This is a genomic window from Sphingomonas floccifaciens (assembly GCF_042681125.1).
Lineage (GTDB): Bacteria > Pseudomonadota > Alphaproteobacteria > Sphingomonadales > Sphingomonadaceae > Sphingomonas > Sphingomonas floccifaciens.
On record NZ_JBHUFC010000001.1, the window covers coordinates 308412 to 323531 of the forward strand.

The 15120-nt window shown below is 66.8% G+C and carries 14 protein-coding genes, 1 tRNA gene and 1 pseudogene; 7 read left to right on the plus strand and 9 right to left on the minus strand.

Annotated features, from left to right (window positions below; genetic code table 11):
- The first annotated feature begins 93 nt into the window (after positions 1–93).
- From ACFSC3_RS01425 to ACFSC3_RS01440, 4 genes are all read left to right on the plus strand, one after another.
- Positions 94–363, plus strand: coding sequence for a GlsB/YeaQ/YmgE family stress response membrane protein (locus ACFSC3_RS01425; RefSeq protein ID WP_380937998.1), 270 nt, complete (start codon positions 94–96; stop codon positions 361–363).
- A gap of 17 nt (positions 364–380) precedes the next feature.
- The gene (locus ACFSC3_RS01430; protein ID WP_380938000.1) at positions 381–914 is read left to right on the plus strand and encodes a hypothetical protein; all 534 of its coding nucleotides are present in this window, start codon (positions 381–383) and stop codon (positions 912–914) included.
- Between the two features lie 166 nt (positions 915–1080).
- Positions 1081–1401 (plus strand): hypothetical protein, encoded by a 321-nt coding sequence (locus ACFSC3_RS01435; RefSeq protein ID WP_380938002.1) that lies wholly within the window; start codon positions 1081–1083, stop codon positions 1399–1401.
- A gap of 82 nt (positions 1402–1483) precedes the next feature.
- On the plus strand, positions 1484–1654 hold the full coding sequence (locus tag ACFSC3_RS01440; RefSeq protein WP_380938004.1) for a hypothetical protein: 171 nt from the start codon (positions 1484–1486) through the stop codon (positions 1652–1654).
- Positions 1655–1749: 95 nt separating this feature from the next.
- Here the strand turns inward: ACFSC3_RS01440 and ACFSC3_RS01445 are convergent.
- A pseudogene (locus tag ACFSC3_RS01445) lies at positions 1750–2469 on the minus strand (IS6 family transposase).
- A 145-nt stretch (positions 2470–2614) separates the two neighbouring features.
- Positions 2615–2705: transfer RNA gene (locus tag ACFSC3_RS01450), tRNA-Ser, on the minus strand.
- Between the two features lie 89 nt (positions 2706–2794).
- Here ACFSC3_RS01450 and ACFSC3_RS01455 point away from each other — a divergent pair.
- Positions 2795–3673, plus strand: a complete 879-nt coding sequence (locus ACFSC3_RS01455) for a peptidylprolyl isomerase (protein WP_380938008.1) — start codon at positions 2795–2797, stop codon at positions 3671–3673.
- Positions 3674–3885: 212 nt separating this feature from the next.
- Here ACFSC3_RS01455 and ACFSC3_RS01460 read toward each other — a convergent pair whose 3' ends face one another.
- Genes ACFSC3_RS01460 through ACFSC3_RS01475 form a run of 4 tightly spaced genes read right to left on the minus strand, consistent with a single transcriptional unit; the run spans position 3886 to position 7371 of the window.
- The gene (locus ACFSC3_RS01460; RefSeq protein ID WP_380938010.1) at positions 3886–4467 is read right to left on the minus strand and encodes an ABC-type transport auxiliary lipoprotein family protein; all 582 of its coding nucleotides are present in this window, start codon (positions 4465–4467) and stop codon (positions 3886–3888) included.
- An 8-nt stretch (positions 4468–4475) separates the two neighbouring features.
- Positions 4476–5441, minus strand: a complete 966-nt coding sequence (locus ACFSC3_RS01465) for an MlaD family protein (RefSeq protein WP_380938012.1) — start codon at positions 5439–5441, stop codon at positions 4476–4478.
- Positions 5441–6277, minus strand: coding sequence for an ABC transporter ATP-binding protein (locus ACFSC3_RS01470; RefSeq protein ID WP_380938014.1), 837 nt, complete (start codon positions 6275–6277; stop codon positions 5441–5443). The genes ACFSC3_RS01465 and ACFSC3_RS01470 overlap by 1 nt, the downstream gene beginning before the upstream one ends.
- Entirely contained in the window at positions 6277–7371 is a 1095-nt protein-coding gene (locus tag ACFSC3_RS01475) for an ABC transporter permease (protein WP_380938016.1), read from the minus strand. The genes ACFSC3_RS01470 and ACFSC3_RS01475 overlap by 1 nt, the downstream gene beginning before the upstream one ends.
- Positions 7372–7433: 62 nt before the next feature.
- Here ACFSC3_RS01475 and ACFSC3_RS01480 point away from each other — a divergent pair, with 62 nt between their 5' ends.
- Positions 7434–8111 (plus strand): HAD family hydrolase, encoded by a 678-nt coding sequence (locus tag ACFSC3_RS01480; RefSeq protein WP_380938018.1) that lies wholly within the window; start codon positions 7434–7436, stop codon positions 8109–8111.
- Between the two features lie 146 nt (positions 8112–8257).
- On the opposite strand, the gene ACFSC3_RS01485 is transcribed toward ACFSC3_RS01480, so the two are convergent.
- The 3 genes from ACFSC3_RS01485 to ACFSC3_RS01495 form a co-directional block, all read right to left on the minus strand.
- Positions 8258–9466 (minus strand): DUF445 domain-containing protein, encoded by a 1209-nt coding sequence (locus ACFSC3_RS01485; protein ID WP_380938020.1) that lies wholly within the window; start codon positions 9464–9466, stop codon positions 8258–8260.
- A gap of 107 nt (positions 9467–9573) precedes the next feature.
- Positions 9574–12729 carry an efflux RND transporter permease subunit gene (locus tag ACFSC3_RS01490; protein ID WP_380938022.1) on the minus strand — a complete coding sequence of 1052 codons (3156 nt, stop codon included), beginning with the start codon at positions 12727–12729 and terminating at the stop codon, positions 9574–9576.
- Between the two features lie 167 nt (positions 12730–12896).
- Positions 12897–14069, minus strand: a complete 1173-nt coding sequence (locus ACFSC3_RS01495; protein WP_380938537.1) for an efflux RND transporter periplasmic adaptor subunit — start codon at positions 14067–14069, stop codon at positions 12897–12899.
- Between the two features lie 287 nt (positions 14070–14356).
- Between ACFSC3_RS01495 and ACFSC3_RS01500 the strand changes: the two genes are divergently transcribed.
- Positions 14357–15058, plus strand: a complete 702-nt coding sequence (locus ACFSC3_RS01500; RefSeq protein ID WP_380938024.1) for an SIMPL domain-containing protein — start codon at positions 14357–14359, stop codon at positions 15056–15058.
- Positions 15059–15120: the final 62 nt, after the last annotated feature.

The following is a 15120-nucleotide window of genomic DNA, read 5'->3' on the forward strand; positions in this document are numbered from 1 at the left end:
CACTAGGTCGAGTGACTGCGATCGGGGGCCGGTCTGAACATTGAACCCCCGTGCGGGTTCTGACGTCCGATACATTTCTCGAAAGGAACACCCATGGGCCTCATCGTGCTTCTCGTCGTCGGCGGACTGATCGGCTGGGTTGCCAGCCTGATCATGCGCACTGATGGCCAGCAGGGGATCATCCTGAACGTCGTCGTGGGCATCGTTGGTGCGCTGCTTGCCGGGTTCATCGTGACCCCGCTGATCGGCGGCGCTCCGATCACCAGCGGCGTGATCAGCATCCCGTCGGTGCTCGTGTCGCTGCTCGGTGCGGTCGTCCTGCTCGCGATCATCAACCTCTTTCGCCGCGGTTCGGTGCGTTGACCCAAGGAGACATGACAATGACCCCATCTCTGGCCTCGGCCATCTTCGACAGCCAGGCGGAAGCGCAGCGCGCCGTGGCGGAACTCCGCAGTGCGGGCGTACCCGATGCGGCGCTCTCGGTCCTTACCCAGCGCGACGGCGTGACAACCACGTCCGACGCAGACGGCGCGGTCACCGATGAAGAGCATGGCAGCGTGCTGCGCGGCATCCTGGGCGGTGGCGCACTGGGTGCCGGGCTGGGTGTGGCGGCACTCGCGATACCCGGCGTCGGGCCTCTCGTCGCCGCCGGCGCGATCGCCGCATCCGCCGTCCCCGGCGCGATGGCGATCGGTGCCGCTGCCGGCGCTGCCGCGGGCACGCTGAACGAAACGCTGGTCAAACACGGCATCGACGAGGACGATGCGGCCTACTACGGCGACGGTCTCGGTCGCGGCGGCGTGCTGGTTTCGGTCGACACGAGCGCCGGCTCGATCCCTGCGGAAACCGTGTCCGACATCCTGCACAGCAACGGCGGTCACAATTCGCGGCAATCGCGCGCCGCCAGCTACTGACCGCCGTCTGACATCATGAGGCCGGGACGCCGCGAGGCATCCCGGCCTCATCGCGTGGCACAACGACGCAAGAACGGCATAGCCGCTGCTCGTCCGCGAAGCTTCATTCTGTATGCCCGCCCCGATGCCTGTGCCTTGCCCGCGCTGACGTGCTAGGGCCGCCGCTATGTCGAAGTCTCAATGTACCGTTGGCGCCGTCGATATCGATGGCGCCACCTATGATTGGCATCTCCACCGCGAACCTCATCAGTCGGACGACGAGGGATGGAAGGGCATGACGATCTCCCTTATTCAGCGCGATGCCAAGCGCGAGGCATGGGTGGAATTCCCGCCGCCGAAGCGGCTTTTGAGGGGACTGCCGCGCGGTCGCCTTCAGCTCGATGACGCGACGATTTCCCGGTCCATCCGCGCTGCGCTGGCGGCCGGATGGGAGCCGATGTCGCGGGGCAAACCCGTCCTTTTCGCAGTGGACGCCGACGGCAATTGATGTGCTCGCTAGCCGGACCGGTCACTGCGCCCGTCAGCGTCGAATGCTGCCAACGCCAAAAAAATTCTGCTAGCGCGGTCCAATGCTCAAATTGCAGACCAAGCGGCGACTGCTGAATGCCGGTCGTGACCGCGACCGCTTGGTCGCCATTGAGGCCTCCGTCGCGGCGCTGACCGACGATGATCTCCTCGACCTCGCCGACATCTTTGCCCGCGCCGGCCCCACGCCGCTTCGGGATATCGCGGGCGCCTAGATGAAGCGTCGCAACATCACGCTGTGACCCGGTATCCCTTACGCTGGTCCTGTCAGCCTAAGACGAATCGATCTCTCCAAGGTGATTTTCAGGCTTTATGCGCTCGCAAGGATTTGCCACTCAGCCAGGGCGGCTGAGCGGCGTTCTTTGTGGGTCGGTCGATCGACGAGGTGGCGTTCGAGGCTGAAAAGACTGTGAACGTTGGCATGGACGGAGGCGAACTTTTGTAAGCTGCTTATCCGCCTGAAGCGCAGCATCGCTAGCTCCCGTCGTCGGAATGAAAGGTGGCTGTCTTCCACCCGGTTGTTCGCCCAGCGACCCGTCTCCTGCTTCCCGCGGCAGCCTAACTCGTCCATCGCTACGCCGTAGCTGCGCGGTCCGTCGGTCGTAATCGCTGCGGGTGACCCATGGCGCTTAAGTGCCTTCTTCATGAAGGCCAGAGCGGCAGCTTTGTCACGTGACTTGGTGATGTAACTGTCGAGGATTTCACCCTCGTGGTCGACCGCCCGCCAGAGGTAGACCGCCTCGCCATTCAATTTCACGTACGTCTCGTCGAGCTGCCATCGCCAGCGCCGAAACCCGCGCATGCGGCTCCCTCGCTGTCGGCGTATGTCACCTGCGAACAGCGGCCCGAACCTGTTTCATCGCATCCGCACCCTCTCGTGGCAAATGTCGATCTCACGCTCGAACAGCAGATCCTCCACGTTGCGCAGCGACAGTGGGAACCGGACGTACACCATTACCCCCAGCCGGATCACTTCGGGCGACGGGTTGAAGTAGCGAAACGGGCTATTTGGTTTGCGCGGGCAAGGCATCGCCGAGCGTTGGCATAAGGTACGTCACGGCTGGTGCGTTTAGCCTGACAGCGCCGCTCTCCGCGGTACGACACGTGCGAAGTCGGCGCAGTTTGGCGCCGGTTTCCGCTTGGATGTGTCAAATGTCGGATTTTTGCAGACTAGATGGCGGAGCGGGAGGGATTCGAACCCTCGATACGGTTTTGCCGTATACTCACTTTCCAGGCGAGCGCCTTCGACCACTCGGCCACCGCTCCGCATGCACTGGAGTTGCGCGGACTAGGGGGAGTTTCGGCTTTCCGCAAGTCGGTTGCTTGCGCTTCGTGCGCGTGCCAGCTTGGGCGCCATGACGATCGCTCTTCTCGCTGCCGCGGCCGCCCTCGTTCAGGCCACTCCTGCACCCGCCGCCGCGCCTGCAGCCAAACCCTATGACGCGTTGCCCGGCGACTGGGTTGCGGTGCCGGATGACGAGATGCTGGTGTTCACGCTCGGCAACGGGCGGCGCTTCGTCGTGCGGCTGGCGCCGTCTCGCTATGTGCCGGTGCATGTCGACAACATCCGCCGGATCGCGCGGGCGAAATGGTGGGACGGGGAGAGCGTCTACCGTGTCCAGGACAATTATGTCGCGCAGTGGGGCGACGCGACCGAGAAGAAGCCGTTGCCGGCCGGTGTCGTCGCCAACCCGCCGGCCGAATATAGCTGGCCTGCGTTCGATGCCGTGGCGACGCTGAGCAAGGGCGATCCCTATGCGACGAAGGCGGGTTATAGCCGCGACGGCTGGCCGCTCGCGACGAACGGGCGCGAGGCGTGGATTCCCCATTGCTACGGCATGGTCGGCGTCGCGCGCGACCTGGCGCCATCGACCGGGTCGGGCGGCGACCTTTATACCAACATCGGCCATGCGCCGCGGCATCTGGATAGAAATATCGTGATCGTCGGGCGGGTGATCGAGGGGATCGACGCATTGTCGACGCTGCCGCGCGGTACCGGGGGCGGGCTGGGGCTGTACGAGGACCCCAAGCAATATGTCCCGATCGTCTCCGCGCGCCTGGCCAGCGACCTGCCAGCCGCGGAACGCCCGCGCTATCAGTATCGCAAGACCGAGGGGCCGCGCTTTGCCGCCTGGATCGCGGCGCGCGAGAATCGCGAGCCGCCGTTCTTCACGGTGCCGGCGGGGGGCGCGGACATCTGCAACGCGCTGCCTCCGGTGCGCAAGACGCCGTAAGGGGCGGCGCTCCGGCGAGGGCCGGAGCGTTGGCGTTTAAGGGCTGCGGGTGCCAAGGCTCCGACCGTCGCCGGAGCACAAGGGGCGTGATTGCGTGTCTCGTGCTTATCACGCCTAAGTCCGCCACGCCGTCAGACGGACCGACTGCGCCGGTCCGCTGCCCGACGTGACGTCTCCTCGTCTTGCTTACGCAAGCCGAGGGCGTCCGCGCCTTACCGCCCGACCCAGTCCGCCACTTCAGTCGCGACCTGGTTCGCGGCCTGATTGATCGCTGGGCCGACCGTCATCGCATCGATCGGCGACACCGGCACGCGAGCCTCGAAGCGGCGCTTCTCGACCGGCTTGCCACCGTCGCGCTGAAGCATCGCGTCGAAGGTCACGACTGCGCTCGACGTCGGTTCGTCGATGCCGAAGCTGCGCAGGTCGCCCGCCAGGCTCGCGCCCGGTTCGCCCATCAGGCGGGTCGCGATGACGACGCGGCCGGTGCGGGTGGTGACCGCGTCCGACATCAGCCGCGCGAACAACCGGTTCGGCGGCTCGACCCAACGCGTGTCCTTCACATAGGCGACCGCCGTGTCGCTGGAGCGCACCGGCACGCGTAGCGTCGCGACCTCCTGCGGGATCGACGGGACCGCAATGGTCACGGTGCCCGACGTCGCCGTCTGCGTCTGGCCGACCGCGACCGGTTGCGCCGCGGTCAGCGTGAGCAGCGAGGCCGGGGGCTTCTCCCCGAAGCTGAGGCAGCCGCCGAGCGTGAGGGCGAGCAGCGCGGGCGCGAACGCGGTGGCTTTCATGGGCGATCTCACTTCTTGGGCTTATAGTCGGGGAGCTTGGGCGAACCGATCAGCGAGCCCGCGCCCTGCTGGTCGACCTTTTCGGCGACCGCGGAGAGCGAGGCCGACATGACGCGCAGGTCGTGGACCAGCTGGTTCACCTCGGGCAGCGTGTTGCGGCTGAAGCCCTGTACCGCGGGCTTGGCGTCGGTGATGACGTCGTTCAGCGAGTCCATGCTCTTCTGCGCGGAGCCGATCGCCTTGTTGAGGTTCGCCATCGCCGGCTTCACGTCGTTGGCGACGACGCCGTTGGTCGTCTCCGCCAGATCGCCGATCTGCTTTGCGGCGTTGCCTGCCTGTTCGATCGCGACGCGGGTCTGCGCGAGCGTCGCGGCGATCTCCGGCCCGCGGTCGGCCAGCGCGTCGGTCAAGCGGTTGGTATTGTCGAGGATGCCGGCGATCGACGCCTGGTTGCGGTCGCTGAGCAGGCCGGTCAACCGTTCGGTCAGCGTCGTCAGCCGTTCGAGCAACTGCGGCGCCGAACTGAGCAGCGCGCCCAGACCACCCGCGCGCGGCGGGATCAGCGGCACGCCGAACGGACAGGCGCGCTGCGGCTCGACATCGGGGCAGGCAATGGGCGGGGCGCCGGGGCGCGCGCCGTCGATCTGGACCGTGCTGGTGCCGGTGAAGCTGCCGACGACGGCCGCGGTCGCGCCCTGCAATACCGGGGTTTCCGGCCGCACCGACACGCGGACGCGCACCAGCTGCGGATCGGGCGGATAGAGCGCGATGTCCTTGACCTGGCCGACCGGGACGCCGGAATAATTGACCACCGACCCGCGCGCGAGGCCGTCGACCGCCTGCTTGAACAGGATGTCATATTCCTTGTCCTCGGCGACCCCCATGCGGGACAGCCAGACGGTGAAGAGCGCCAGCACCAGCAGCAGGATCAGCACGACGCCGCCGACGAGGACGTGGTTCGAACGGGTTTCCATCAGCCTGTCACCTGCTTGGGAGTCTGCGCGTTGGTTTGCTCCTCCGTCCGCGCGATCGCGGCGGTGGCGGCGCGGCCGCGCGGGCCGTTGAAATATTCCTGGATCCACGGGTGATCCAGTTCGAGCAGTTCGGGGATCGTGCCGACCGCGATCACGCGCTTGTCGGCCAGCACCGCGACGCGGTCGCAGATGGCGTAGAGCGTGTCGAGATCGTGGGTGATCAGGAACACGGTCAGCCCCATCGTCCGCTGGAGCGACTTGGTCAATTCATCGAACGCCGCCGCGCCGATCGGGTCGAGACCCGCGGTCGGTTCGTCGAGGAACAGCAGCTCGGGATCGAGCGCCAGCGCGCGGGCGAGGCCGGCGCGCTTCTTCATGCCGCCCGACAGTTCGGACGGGTATTTCGGTCCGGCCTCGGCGGGCAGGCCGGTCATCACCACCTTGTAGCCCGCGATCTCGGCCATCAGCAGCGGGTCGAGTTCGGGATAGAATTCGCGCAGCGGCACCTGGATATTCTCGCTGACCGTCAGCGTCGAGAACAGTGCGCCGCCCTGGAACAGCACGCCCCAGCGCTTGCGCACCGCGATCGCGTTGCGGCCCTCCTCATCGGTGTCCTTGCCGAACACGCCGACGGTGCCGGCATCGGCCGATTGGAGGCCGATGATCGAGCGCATCAGCACCGACTTGCCGGTACCCGACCCGCCGACCACGCCCAGGATCTCGCCCTTGCGCACGTCGAGGTCGAGGTTCTCGTGCACCACCTGATCGCCGAAGCTGTTCTTCAGTCCCCGCACGCGGATGATGGCTTCGCCGGAAAAGGTCGGATCGGTGCCCATCAGATCCACCCGATATAGGTAAAGAAGACCGCGAAGAACGCGTCGAGCACGATGACGAGGAAGATCGCCTGCACGACCGCCGCGGTGGTGCGCGTACCGACCTGCTCCGCGTCGCCCTCAACCTGCATGCCCTGGAAACAGCCGGCGATGGCGATGATCGCGCCGAACACCGGCGCCTTGACCAGGCCGACGTACAGGTCAGTGATCGGCACGACTTCGCGGATTCGCTGGATGAAGGTGATCGGCGGGATGTCGAGGCTGATCCAGCACAGCAGCCCGCCGCCGATGATCGCGATCAGCGAGGAATAGAAGCCGAGCAGCGGCATCAGCAGGATCGCCGCGATCGTGCGCGGCACCACCAGCGCCTCCATCGGCGACACGCCAATCGTGCGCATCGCGTCGATTTCCTCGGTCAGCTTCATCGTGCCGAGCTGTGCGGCGAAGGCCGAGCCGGAGCGGCCCGCGACCATGATCGCGGTCATCAACACGCCGAGTTCGCGAAGGGTAATGCGGCCGATCAGGTTGATCGTGAACACCTCCGCACCGAACTGGCGCAGCTGCACCGCGCCCTGCTGGGCGATGACGATGCCGATCAGGAAGCTCATCAGCCCGATGATGCCGAGCGCGGAGACGCCGACGACCTCGAACCGCTGGACTACGGCGTTGAAGCGGAAGCGGCCGGGATGGCGGATCAACGCCCAGAAGGCGAGGACCGTCGCACCGAAGAAGCCGAGCAACCCGACCATCGTGCGGCCCGCGGTCGCGGTCGCTTCGCCGATCTCGCCGACGACGCGCAGGAACGAGGGCAGGGGCGTGGGCGGCGGGGCGATCGGCGCATCGGCCTTTTGCACCTGTTCCAGCAGATGGCGGCCGTCCTCCGACAGCCCCTCGACCGCGATGCCGTTGCGGTCGGCATAGCGATGGACCACCCAGGCACCGACGGTATCGATCCGCTCGATCCCCGACAGGTCGATCGCCCGCACGCCGGTCGTGGCATCGAGTCGCTCGGGCAGGTCGCCCATGCAGGCCAGCGACAGATCGCCCGAAAATCTCAGGGTGCCGCCGTCTTCGGTAAAGGTCGCTGGCTTGCTCATCCGCGGCCCTCTTTCCCGATTAGTTCTTCCACGGCAAGCCGAGGCGTGCGTACAGAGCGATAATGCGCACGAAGCTCGCCATCTACGACATGGACAAGACGATCACGCGAACGCCGACGTGGACGCCGTTCCTGGCCTTCGCGATGCGGCGCCGGGCGAAATGGCGGCTCGCCCTGTTGCCATGGGCGGCGATCGCGGGCCTCGCCTATGTCGCCAAGGTCATCGACCGCGCGCGCCTCAAGCAGACTACCCAGAAATGGCTGCTCGGCGGACAGATCGCGGCGGATCATGTCACGACGCTGAGCGACGCCTTCGCCGATCACGTCGTCGCGACCGGCGTTCTCGACGGCGCGCGGACGCGAATCGCGGAGGATCGCGCAGCCGGATACCGGCTGGTCATGGCGACCGCGTCCTACGCCTTCTACGCCCGCGCGATCGCCGAGCGGCTGGGCTTCGACGACGTCATCGCGACCGAGAGCGAGCATGATCCCGCCGGCGCGCTGACCCCGCGGATCGCGGGCGAGAACGTCTATGGCATGGGTAAGCTGCGCGCGGTCGAGGCGTGGATGACGCGGACCGGCCGCGTGCGGAGCGACTGCCATATTCGCTTCTACAGCGACCATGTGTCCGATGCGCCGGTCTTCGAATGGTCGGACGAGGCGTTTCCGGTGAATGCGCATGGGCCGTTGAAGCTGCTGGCCAAGGCCAGGGGCTGGCCGATGCTGGATTGGCGCTCCTAACCCCCGCGTCCATTCTTCCACCGTTCGTTTCGAGTAGTCGTCGAGCTTGTCGAGACGACGTATCGAGAAAGCTGTCTCGATGCGCGCTCTCGACTTCGCTCGATCGCTACTCGACACGAACAGGGTAGGGGGCAATCGATCCACCCTCACAACCAAGCCCCCACGGTATGGATCGTTACCCCGACCAGCCCACCGACCAATGTCCCGTTGACCCGGATGTACTGAAGGTCCTTGCCGACCGTGTTCTCCAGGCGGGTCGTCAGCGTCTGCGTGTCCCATCCGCGTATCGTGTCGCTGACCAGCCGGACGATGCCGTCGCCATAGTCCGACGCCGCGCCCACCGCCGCGCGGCGGACGAAGCGGTTGATCGTCGCGGCGAGCTTCGGGTCGCTCTGCAACGTCTCGCCCAACTGGCGCAGCGCGCCGCCCAGCTGGCCGGTCAGCAGCGTGTCGGGATCGCGGGTCGCGCGCAGCATCGCCTGACGCGCCTGATCCCACAGTCCCTGCCACCAGTCGGCGAGCGCGGGATTGTCGAGCATGTCGTTCTTGAACCCCTCGACCTTCGCGCGGGCCGACGAATTGCGCTGCAGGTCGACGGCCAGCGTCGCCAAACCCTCCTCCGCCTTGGCGCGGACGGGGTGTTCGGGGTCCTCCGCCATTTCCAGCAACAGCTTGTAGAGCCCGTCGAGGATCGCGTTCGCCAGCGTCTCGTCTAGCCCGGTCCAGCGCAGGATATTGCCCGCCTTGGACGAGATCATGCCGCGCAGGATCGGTTCGTTCGCCTCGATCGTCTTGCCGGCCCAGCGCACGACCGCGTCGATGATCGGCTGGTGCCGGTTCTGCACGATCGCGGCCTGAAGCGCCTTGCCGAGCAGGGGCGAGACTTCGATCCGGCGCAACTGCCCCGCCAGCGCCGAGCGGACCATGCCGCCGAGCCGCTCCTGATCGAGCGATTCGAGGATGTCGCTGGCGAGGCGCGACGCCCCGCGCCGCAGCCGCCCCGCGCCGACTCCGGTCGGGCTCGACAACCAGCGGCCCATCGCACCCGCGACGTCGATCCGCCCCATGCGCCGTGCGACGACGCGCGGAATCAGGAAGTTCTGGCGCAGGAAGGTGCCGAGCGTATCGGCGATCCGTTCCTTGTTGCGCGGCACGATCGCGGTGTGCGGGATCGGCAGGCCGAGGGGGTGACGGAACAGCGCGGTGACCGCGAACCAGTCGGCGAGACCCCCGACCATCGCCGCTTCGGCAAAGGCGCGTACGTATCCGACAGCGGGATGCGCGGCCTCGTTAATGCGGGCGACGACGTACACGACGGCCATCGCCACCAGCAGCCCGGTGGCGACGATACGCATCCGCCGGAGGGCGGGGGGAGGGGCTCCCCCGACTCCGAGGGCGGTTCCGGCAAGTGCCATGGGCGAAACAATCCCCGAAACCGGGGATTGTTCAAGCACCAATGGCGTTATTCCGCCGGCTGCGGCGCCTCGTCGCCCTTATCGACGCCGATCTTGCGCTGACCCTGTCCCAGCATCGGACGATCCGGGCCGTCATGGTCGATCACCGGCTGGCCGTCGTCGCCCGGGCGATAGGTCAGCAGGCGACGGCCGAGCTTCGGCCCGATCCAGCGCTCGATGCCCACCGCCAGGCTGAACGACGCGGGGACGATGACCAGTGTCAGGAGCGTCGACAGGATCAGGCCGCCGATCACGACAACGCTCATCGGCTGGCGGAACGACCCGTCGCCCGACAGTGACAGCGCGGTCGGCACCATGCCGGCGACCATCGCCACGGTGGTCATTACGATCGGCTGGGCGCGCTTGTGCCCGGCGTCGAGGATGGCGTCGAGCGGATGGACGCCCTTCTCCATCTCTTCCAGCGCGAAGTCGATCAGCAGGATCGAATTCTTCGCGACAATGCCGAGGAGCATCAGGATGCCGATATAGACCGACAGCGAGATCGGCATGCCGCAGATCCACAGCGCGATCAGCCCGCCGAGCGGCGCCAGCATGAGCGAGCCCATGTTGACGAACGGCGGCATCACGCGGCGATAGAGCAGGACCAGCACCGAGAAGACAAGGAAGATACCCGCCAGCACAGCGCCGACGAAGTTCTGGATCATCTCCGCCTGCTGCTTCGATTCGCCCAGCTTCAGTTCGCTGACGCCGATCGGCAGGTTCTGCATCGCCGGCAGGGCGCGGATCTTCTTCATCGCCTCGCCCGAGACTTCGCCCGGTGCCAGATCGGCGCCGATCGTCAGGCGACGGACCTGGCCCGAACGCTCGATCTTGGTCGGGCCGGCGCCGAAGCCGATGTCGGCGACAACCTTCAGCGGCACCGATCCGCCCCCGGCGGTCGGGACGGGCAAATCCTCGATCGTCGACAGGCGTTGGCGCGCCGACTGGTTGAGCGCGACGCGGATCGGCACCTGACGATCGCTGAGCGAGAAGCGGGCAGAATTCTGGTCGATGTCGCCCAAAGTCGCGATACGGATCGCCGAGGACAGGGCCGAGGTGGTCACGCCGAGCTGCGCCGCCAGGTCGAGACGCGGGCGGATGACGATTTCCGGCCGCTTCAGGTCGCCGGTGATCAGCGGATTGCGGACCGTCGGCAGCTTGCGCATCTGGTCGACGATCGCGACCGCGGCCTGGTTCAGCTTGACGGGATCGTCGCCGCCCAGCGTGATCGTCAGCGCGCGACCCGAACCGCCGCCCCAGCCACCGGCCCGGAACGACACGCGGGCGTCCGGGATCTGGCTGAGCGTCGGGCCGATCGCGCGCTGGAATTCGAAGCTCTTCTGCTTGCGATCTTCCTTCAACTGCGCGGTCACGCGGCCCTGGCCGACGAACGAACGGGTGTAGACCGACGACACGTCCGGCTGCGCGCGCAGCACGTCGGCGGTCTTCTGCACCACGGCCTCGGTCTGCGCGAGGGTCGAGCCGGGGACCAGCTCGACGATCGCGGTGACCGAATCATTGTCCTCTTCCGGCAGGAACGTGTTGGGCAGCACCATGAACATCAGCACCGTCGCGACGAGCGAGACGATGCCGCCGACGACCGCCGACCAGCGGTGCATCAGCGTCCAGCGCAGGATGGACATGTACCAGTCCATCAGCTTGCCCTCGCCGTGCGCGGCGTGGCCCTTCGCCTTGAGAAAATAGGCCGCGATCATCGGCGTCAGCAGACGCGCGACCGCCAGCGACATCAGCACGGAAGCGACGACGGTCAGGCCGAAGTTCTTGAAGAACTGACCCGACACGCCCGGCATCAGGCCGACCGGCAGGAAGACCGCGACGATCGACATGGTGGTCGCGAGCACCGCGACACCGATCTCGTCGGCCGCGTCGATCGAGGCCTGGTAGGCGGATTTGCCCATGCGCATGTGCCGGACGATGTTCTCGATCTCCACGATCGCATCGTCGACCAGCACGCCGGCCACAAGGCTGAGCGCGAGCAACGTCATCTGGTTGAGGTCGAAGCCCAGCAACTCCATGAACCAGAAGCTGGGGATGGCCGACAGCGGGATCGCCAAGGCCGAGATGAATGTCGCACGCCAGTCGCGCAGGAACAGGAACACGACCAGAATGGCCAAGCCGGCGCCTTCGAGCATCGCATGGATCGCGACCTCATACTGCTTCTCGGCATATTTCGAATAGTTGAAGAGCAGGTGGAACTGGACCTGCGGATTGCGCTTCTGAAGCGCTTCCAGCTTCTTCTCTGCTTCCTTGAACACGGTGACGTCCGACGCGCCCTTCGCGCGCTGGAAGTCGAAGCTGAGCACCTGATGCCCGTCCGCGGTCGAAAGCGACCGCTGTTCGGCGTAGAGATCGCGCACTTCGCCGACGTCGGACAGGCGGATCGAACGGCCGCCGACCGAGATCTGCGTCTGCCCCAGCGAATAGGCATCGCGCGCATTGCCGAGCACGCGGACCGACTGTTCGGAGCCGGCGATTTCGGCGCGGCCACCGGCGGCGTCGACGTTCACCTGCCGCAGCGCCTGGTTGACCTGGCTCGCGGTCAGGCCCTGGGCCTGGAGCTTTAGCGGATCGAGGATGACGCGGATTTCGCGATCCACGCCGCCGTTGCGGTCGACCGCGGCCATGCCCGGTACCGACAGCAATTCGCGGCTGACGGTATTGTCGATGTACCAGCTGAGCTGTTCCAGCGTCATCGACGTCGTCGACGCGGTGAAGCTCGCCACGTCGTTGCCGCTGGTGTTGATGCGGCCGATCTGCGGCTCCAGGATGCCGTCGGGCAGGTCGCCGCGGATCTGCTGGATCGCGTCGCGGATGTCGTTGACCGTCCGGTCGATCGGTGTGCCGAGGTCAAGCTGGACGACCGTCTGCGACTGACCCTCCGTCACCGTCGAGTTGATCTCGTCGATGCCTTGCAGCGATCGCACGGCGGCCTCGACGCGCTGCGTGACCTGGCCTTCCAGTTCGCTGGGCGCCGCGCCCGGCTGGCTGATCGAGATGAACGCTACGGGGAAGTCGATGTCCGGCTGGTTGTTCACGTCCATCCGCATGAAGCTGACCAGCCCCATGATCGTCAGGAACAGGAACAGGACGATCGGCGGAACCGGGTTGCGGATCGACCAGGCCGAGATGTTGCGGAAACCCATGAGCTAGCCTTCGACAACCGAGTGCGTGACAATGTTGCTTACGTATCTGAACCCATTCCCGTTCGCCCTGCGCCTGTCGAAGGGCCGTTCTTCGATCCGCACGCAATGACTTTGCGGATCAGAGAACGGTGCTTGGACACGCTCAGCACGAACGGGGGCGTGGGTCATTATCGCGACTTCTGCAGCTGCGGCTTGACCTGCTGACCTTCGTTCAGGAACGCGCCGGCCGACGCCACGACCCGCTCGCTGCCGTCGAGCCCGCCGGCGATCGAGACGCCCGCGTCGGACACTTCGCCGACCTTGACGTCGCGGCGCACCGCCTTGTTCGCGCCGTCGACGATGTAGACATAGTTGCCCTTGCCGTCGCTCAGCACCGCCGATTCGGGGAGCAGGGGGGCCTGGACGCCGCCGACGTCGATGCTGGCGCTGGCGAAGCCGCCTGGGCGCAGCGCGGTGTCATAGCGAAGCGCGATTCGCGCGATGCCCTGGCGCGTCTGCGGGTCGATGATCGGCGATACCTGCCACACCTCGCCGGTGAAGACCTTGGTCGATCCGACCGGCGTCACGCGGCCGACCATACCGGTGCGTACACGAGCAAGGTCGGTTTCGGCCATCTGCGCGCGCATCTCCATCTGGCCGCCCATCGCGATGCGGAACAGCTGGCCGCTGCCCGAGCTGACGATCTGGCCCGGCTCGACGCCGCGGGTCAGGACCAGGCCCTCGGCGGGCGCGCGGATGTCGAGCCGCTGATTACGGGCACGCGTCTCGGCCAGCTGCGCCTGCGCCACGCGGACGCGCGCGGTCGCCTGCGCCAGCGTCGCCTCGCGCCGCTGGACATCGGCCTTCGACACGAAGCCGCGGTCGACCAACTGCTTCGCGCGATCAAGTTCGGCCTTCGCCAGATCGGCATCGGCGCGCGCGACGCTGATGCTCGCCGACTGGCTCTGGGCGGTCTGCGCCTGGACCGAACGGTCGATCGTCGCGAGCACCTGGCCGGTGCGGACCCAGCTGCCGGGCTCGACCAGCACGCGCGTCACCATGCCGCCTTCGCCCGCGACGCCGACCGGCATCTCGCGCCGTGCGGCGATGGTGCCGTTGCCGGTCACGACCGTCGCGACGGCGGAGCGGCCGGGAACGACGACGGAGACGGTGGGCACGCCCTGGCCGCCCTTGGCCGCCGCGCCGCCGGCAGCAGGAGTGTCGGACTTTCCGCCGCGCAGGGCCAGCGCCACGCCGATCGCGAGCAACACCACCGCAACGATCGCGATGATGATCCACGTCCGCTTGCCCGATCGCGCACGATCATCGGTCAGCGCGAATTGCGTCTCGTTCCCCTGCATCAAGCTCTCGTCTTTTCCGTATCGTCCAGCCCCTCCGCGCCCCCCGCGAAGAGATATCGGCAACTGTATTAGACAAATAAGTCACCAAGCTCAAGCGCGGAACAAGCGCAAGTCGCGCGCGCGTGGCAAGGCTTTTCGTCGCCGACCGCCCTTATGCTGCAACGAAATGGCTGGATTGCGGCGACCCGGTTCCGGCGCTGCCGCAAAAGTGGCTGATCCAGATCGTTCATCGCGCGTTGCCGCACCGCGCGGTAGCGTGTGCAAACCAACAGGAGAAAGTCCCGCCGATGCCCATTTTCGCCATGCTTGCCACTGCCGCCGTCGCCGCGCAGGTGCCGGCCCAGCCGGTCGCGATCGTCGATGGCACCATCCTCGACGTGACTGCGGTCGGCAAGACCAGCCAGGCGCCGGACGTCGCGACGATCAGCGCCGGCGTCGTGACCCAGGCGGCGAGCGCGGAGGCGGCGCTTGCCAGCAATGCCGAACGCGTGCGGCGGGTGCTCGCCGCGCTCAAGGCCGCGCGCGTCGCCGACCGCGACATCCAGACCTCGACCATCTCGCTTCAGCCGCAATATCGCTACGGCGAGAATGTGCCGCCGGTCATCACCGGTTATCAGGCGTCGAACAGCGTCTCGATCCGATTCCGCGATGTCGCGCGCAGCGGCGCGATCCTCGATGCGCTGGTGAAGGTCGGTGCGAATCAGATCGACGGGCCGAACCTGTCGATCGACAAGCCCGAGGCCGCGGAAGACGCAGCGCGCACCGATGCGATCGCCAAGGCCCGCGCGCGCGCCGAAGTCTATGCGCGCGCCGCGGGCCTGCGCGTCGATCGCATCCTGTCGATCACCGAAGGCGGCGGGTACCAGCCGCCGATCGGACCCATGCCCGCCATGGCGATGCGGATGGAAGCCAAGGCCGCCGACACCGCCATCGTGCCTGGCGAGCAGGACGTTCGCGTGACGACGACGGTGAGGTTTCTGCTGAAGTGAAGGGGAGGGGGGCGGGCTGTGCGTCCGTCCCCGACCTTTTGGGGTTGAGCTGCAGGAAGTTA

Excerpts from the sequence above, each read along its gene's own strand:
- ACFSC3_RS01475 (WP_380938016.1), bottom strand. The coding sequence starts at position 7,371 with ATGAGCAAGCCAGCGACCTTTACCGAAGACGGCGGCACCCTGAGATTT.
- ACFSC3_RS01485 (WP_380938020.1), bottom strand. The coding sequence starts at position 9,466 with ATGCGTATCGTCGCCACCGGGCTGCTGGTGGCGATGGCCGTCGTGTAC.
- ACFSC3_RS01455 (WP_380938008.1), top strand. The coding sequence starts at position 2,795 with ATGACGATCGCTCTTCTCGCTGCCGCGGCCGCCCTCGTTCAGGCCACT.
- ACFSC3_RS01470 (WP_380938014.1), bottom strand. The coding sequence starts at position 6,277 with ATGGGCACCGATCCGACCTTTTCCGGCGAAGCCATCATCCGCGTGCGG.
- ACFSC3_RS01480 (WP_380938018.1), top strand. The coding sequence starts at position 7,434 with ATGCGCACGAAGCTCGCCATCTACGACATGGACAAGACGATCACGCGA.
- ACFSC3_RS01465 (WP_380938012.1), bottom strand. The coding sequence starts at position 5,441 with ATGGAAACCCGTTCGAACCACGTCCTCGTCGGCGGCGTCGTGCTGATC.
- ACFSC3_RS01435 (WP_380938002.1), top strand. The coding sequence starts at position 1,081 with ATGTCGAAGTCTCAATGTACCGTTGGCGCCGTCGATATCGATGGCGCC.
- ACFSC3_RS01425 (WP_380937998.1), top strand. The coding sequence starts at position 94 with ATGGGCCTCATCGTGCTTCTCGTCGTCGGCGGACTGATCGGCTGGGTT.
- ACFSC3_RS01500 (WP_380938024.1), top strand. The coding sequence starts at position 14,357 with ATGCCCATTTTCGCCATGCTTGCCACTGCCGCCGTCGCCGCGCAGGTG.
- ACFSC3_RS01430 (WP_380938000.1), top strand. The coding sequence starts at position 381 with ATGACCCCATCTCTGGCCTCGGCCATCTTCGACAGCCAGGCGGAAGCG.
- ACFSC3_RS01495 (WP_380938537.1), bottom strand. The coding sequence starts at position 14,069 with ATGCAGGGGAACGAGACGCAATTCGCGCTGACCGATGATCGTGCGCGA.
- ACFSC3_RS01460 (WP_380938010.1), bottom strand. The coding sequence starts at position 4,467 with ATGAAAGCCACCGCGTTCGCGCCCGCGCTGCTCGCCCTCACGCTCGGC.
- ACFSC3_RS01440 (WP_380938004.1), top strand. The coding sequence starts at position 1,484 with ATGCTCAAATTGCAGACCAAGCGGCGACTGCTGAATGCCGGTCGTGAC.
- ACFSC3_RS01490 (WP_380938022.1), bottom strand. The coding sequence starts at position 12,729 with ATGGGTTTCCGCAACATCTCGGCCTGGTCGATCCGCAACCCGGTTCCG.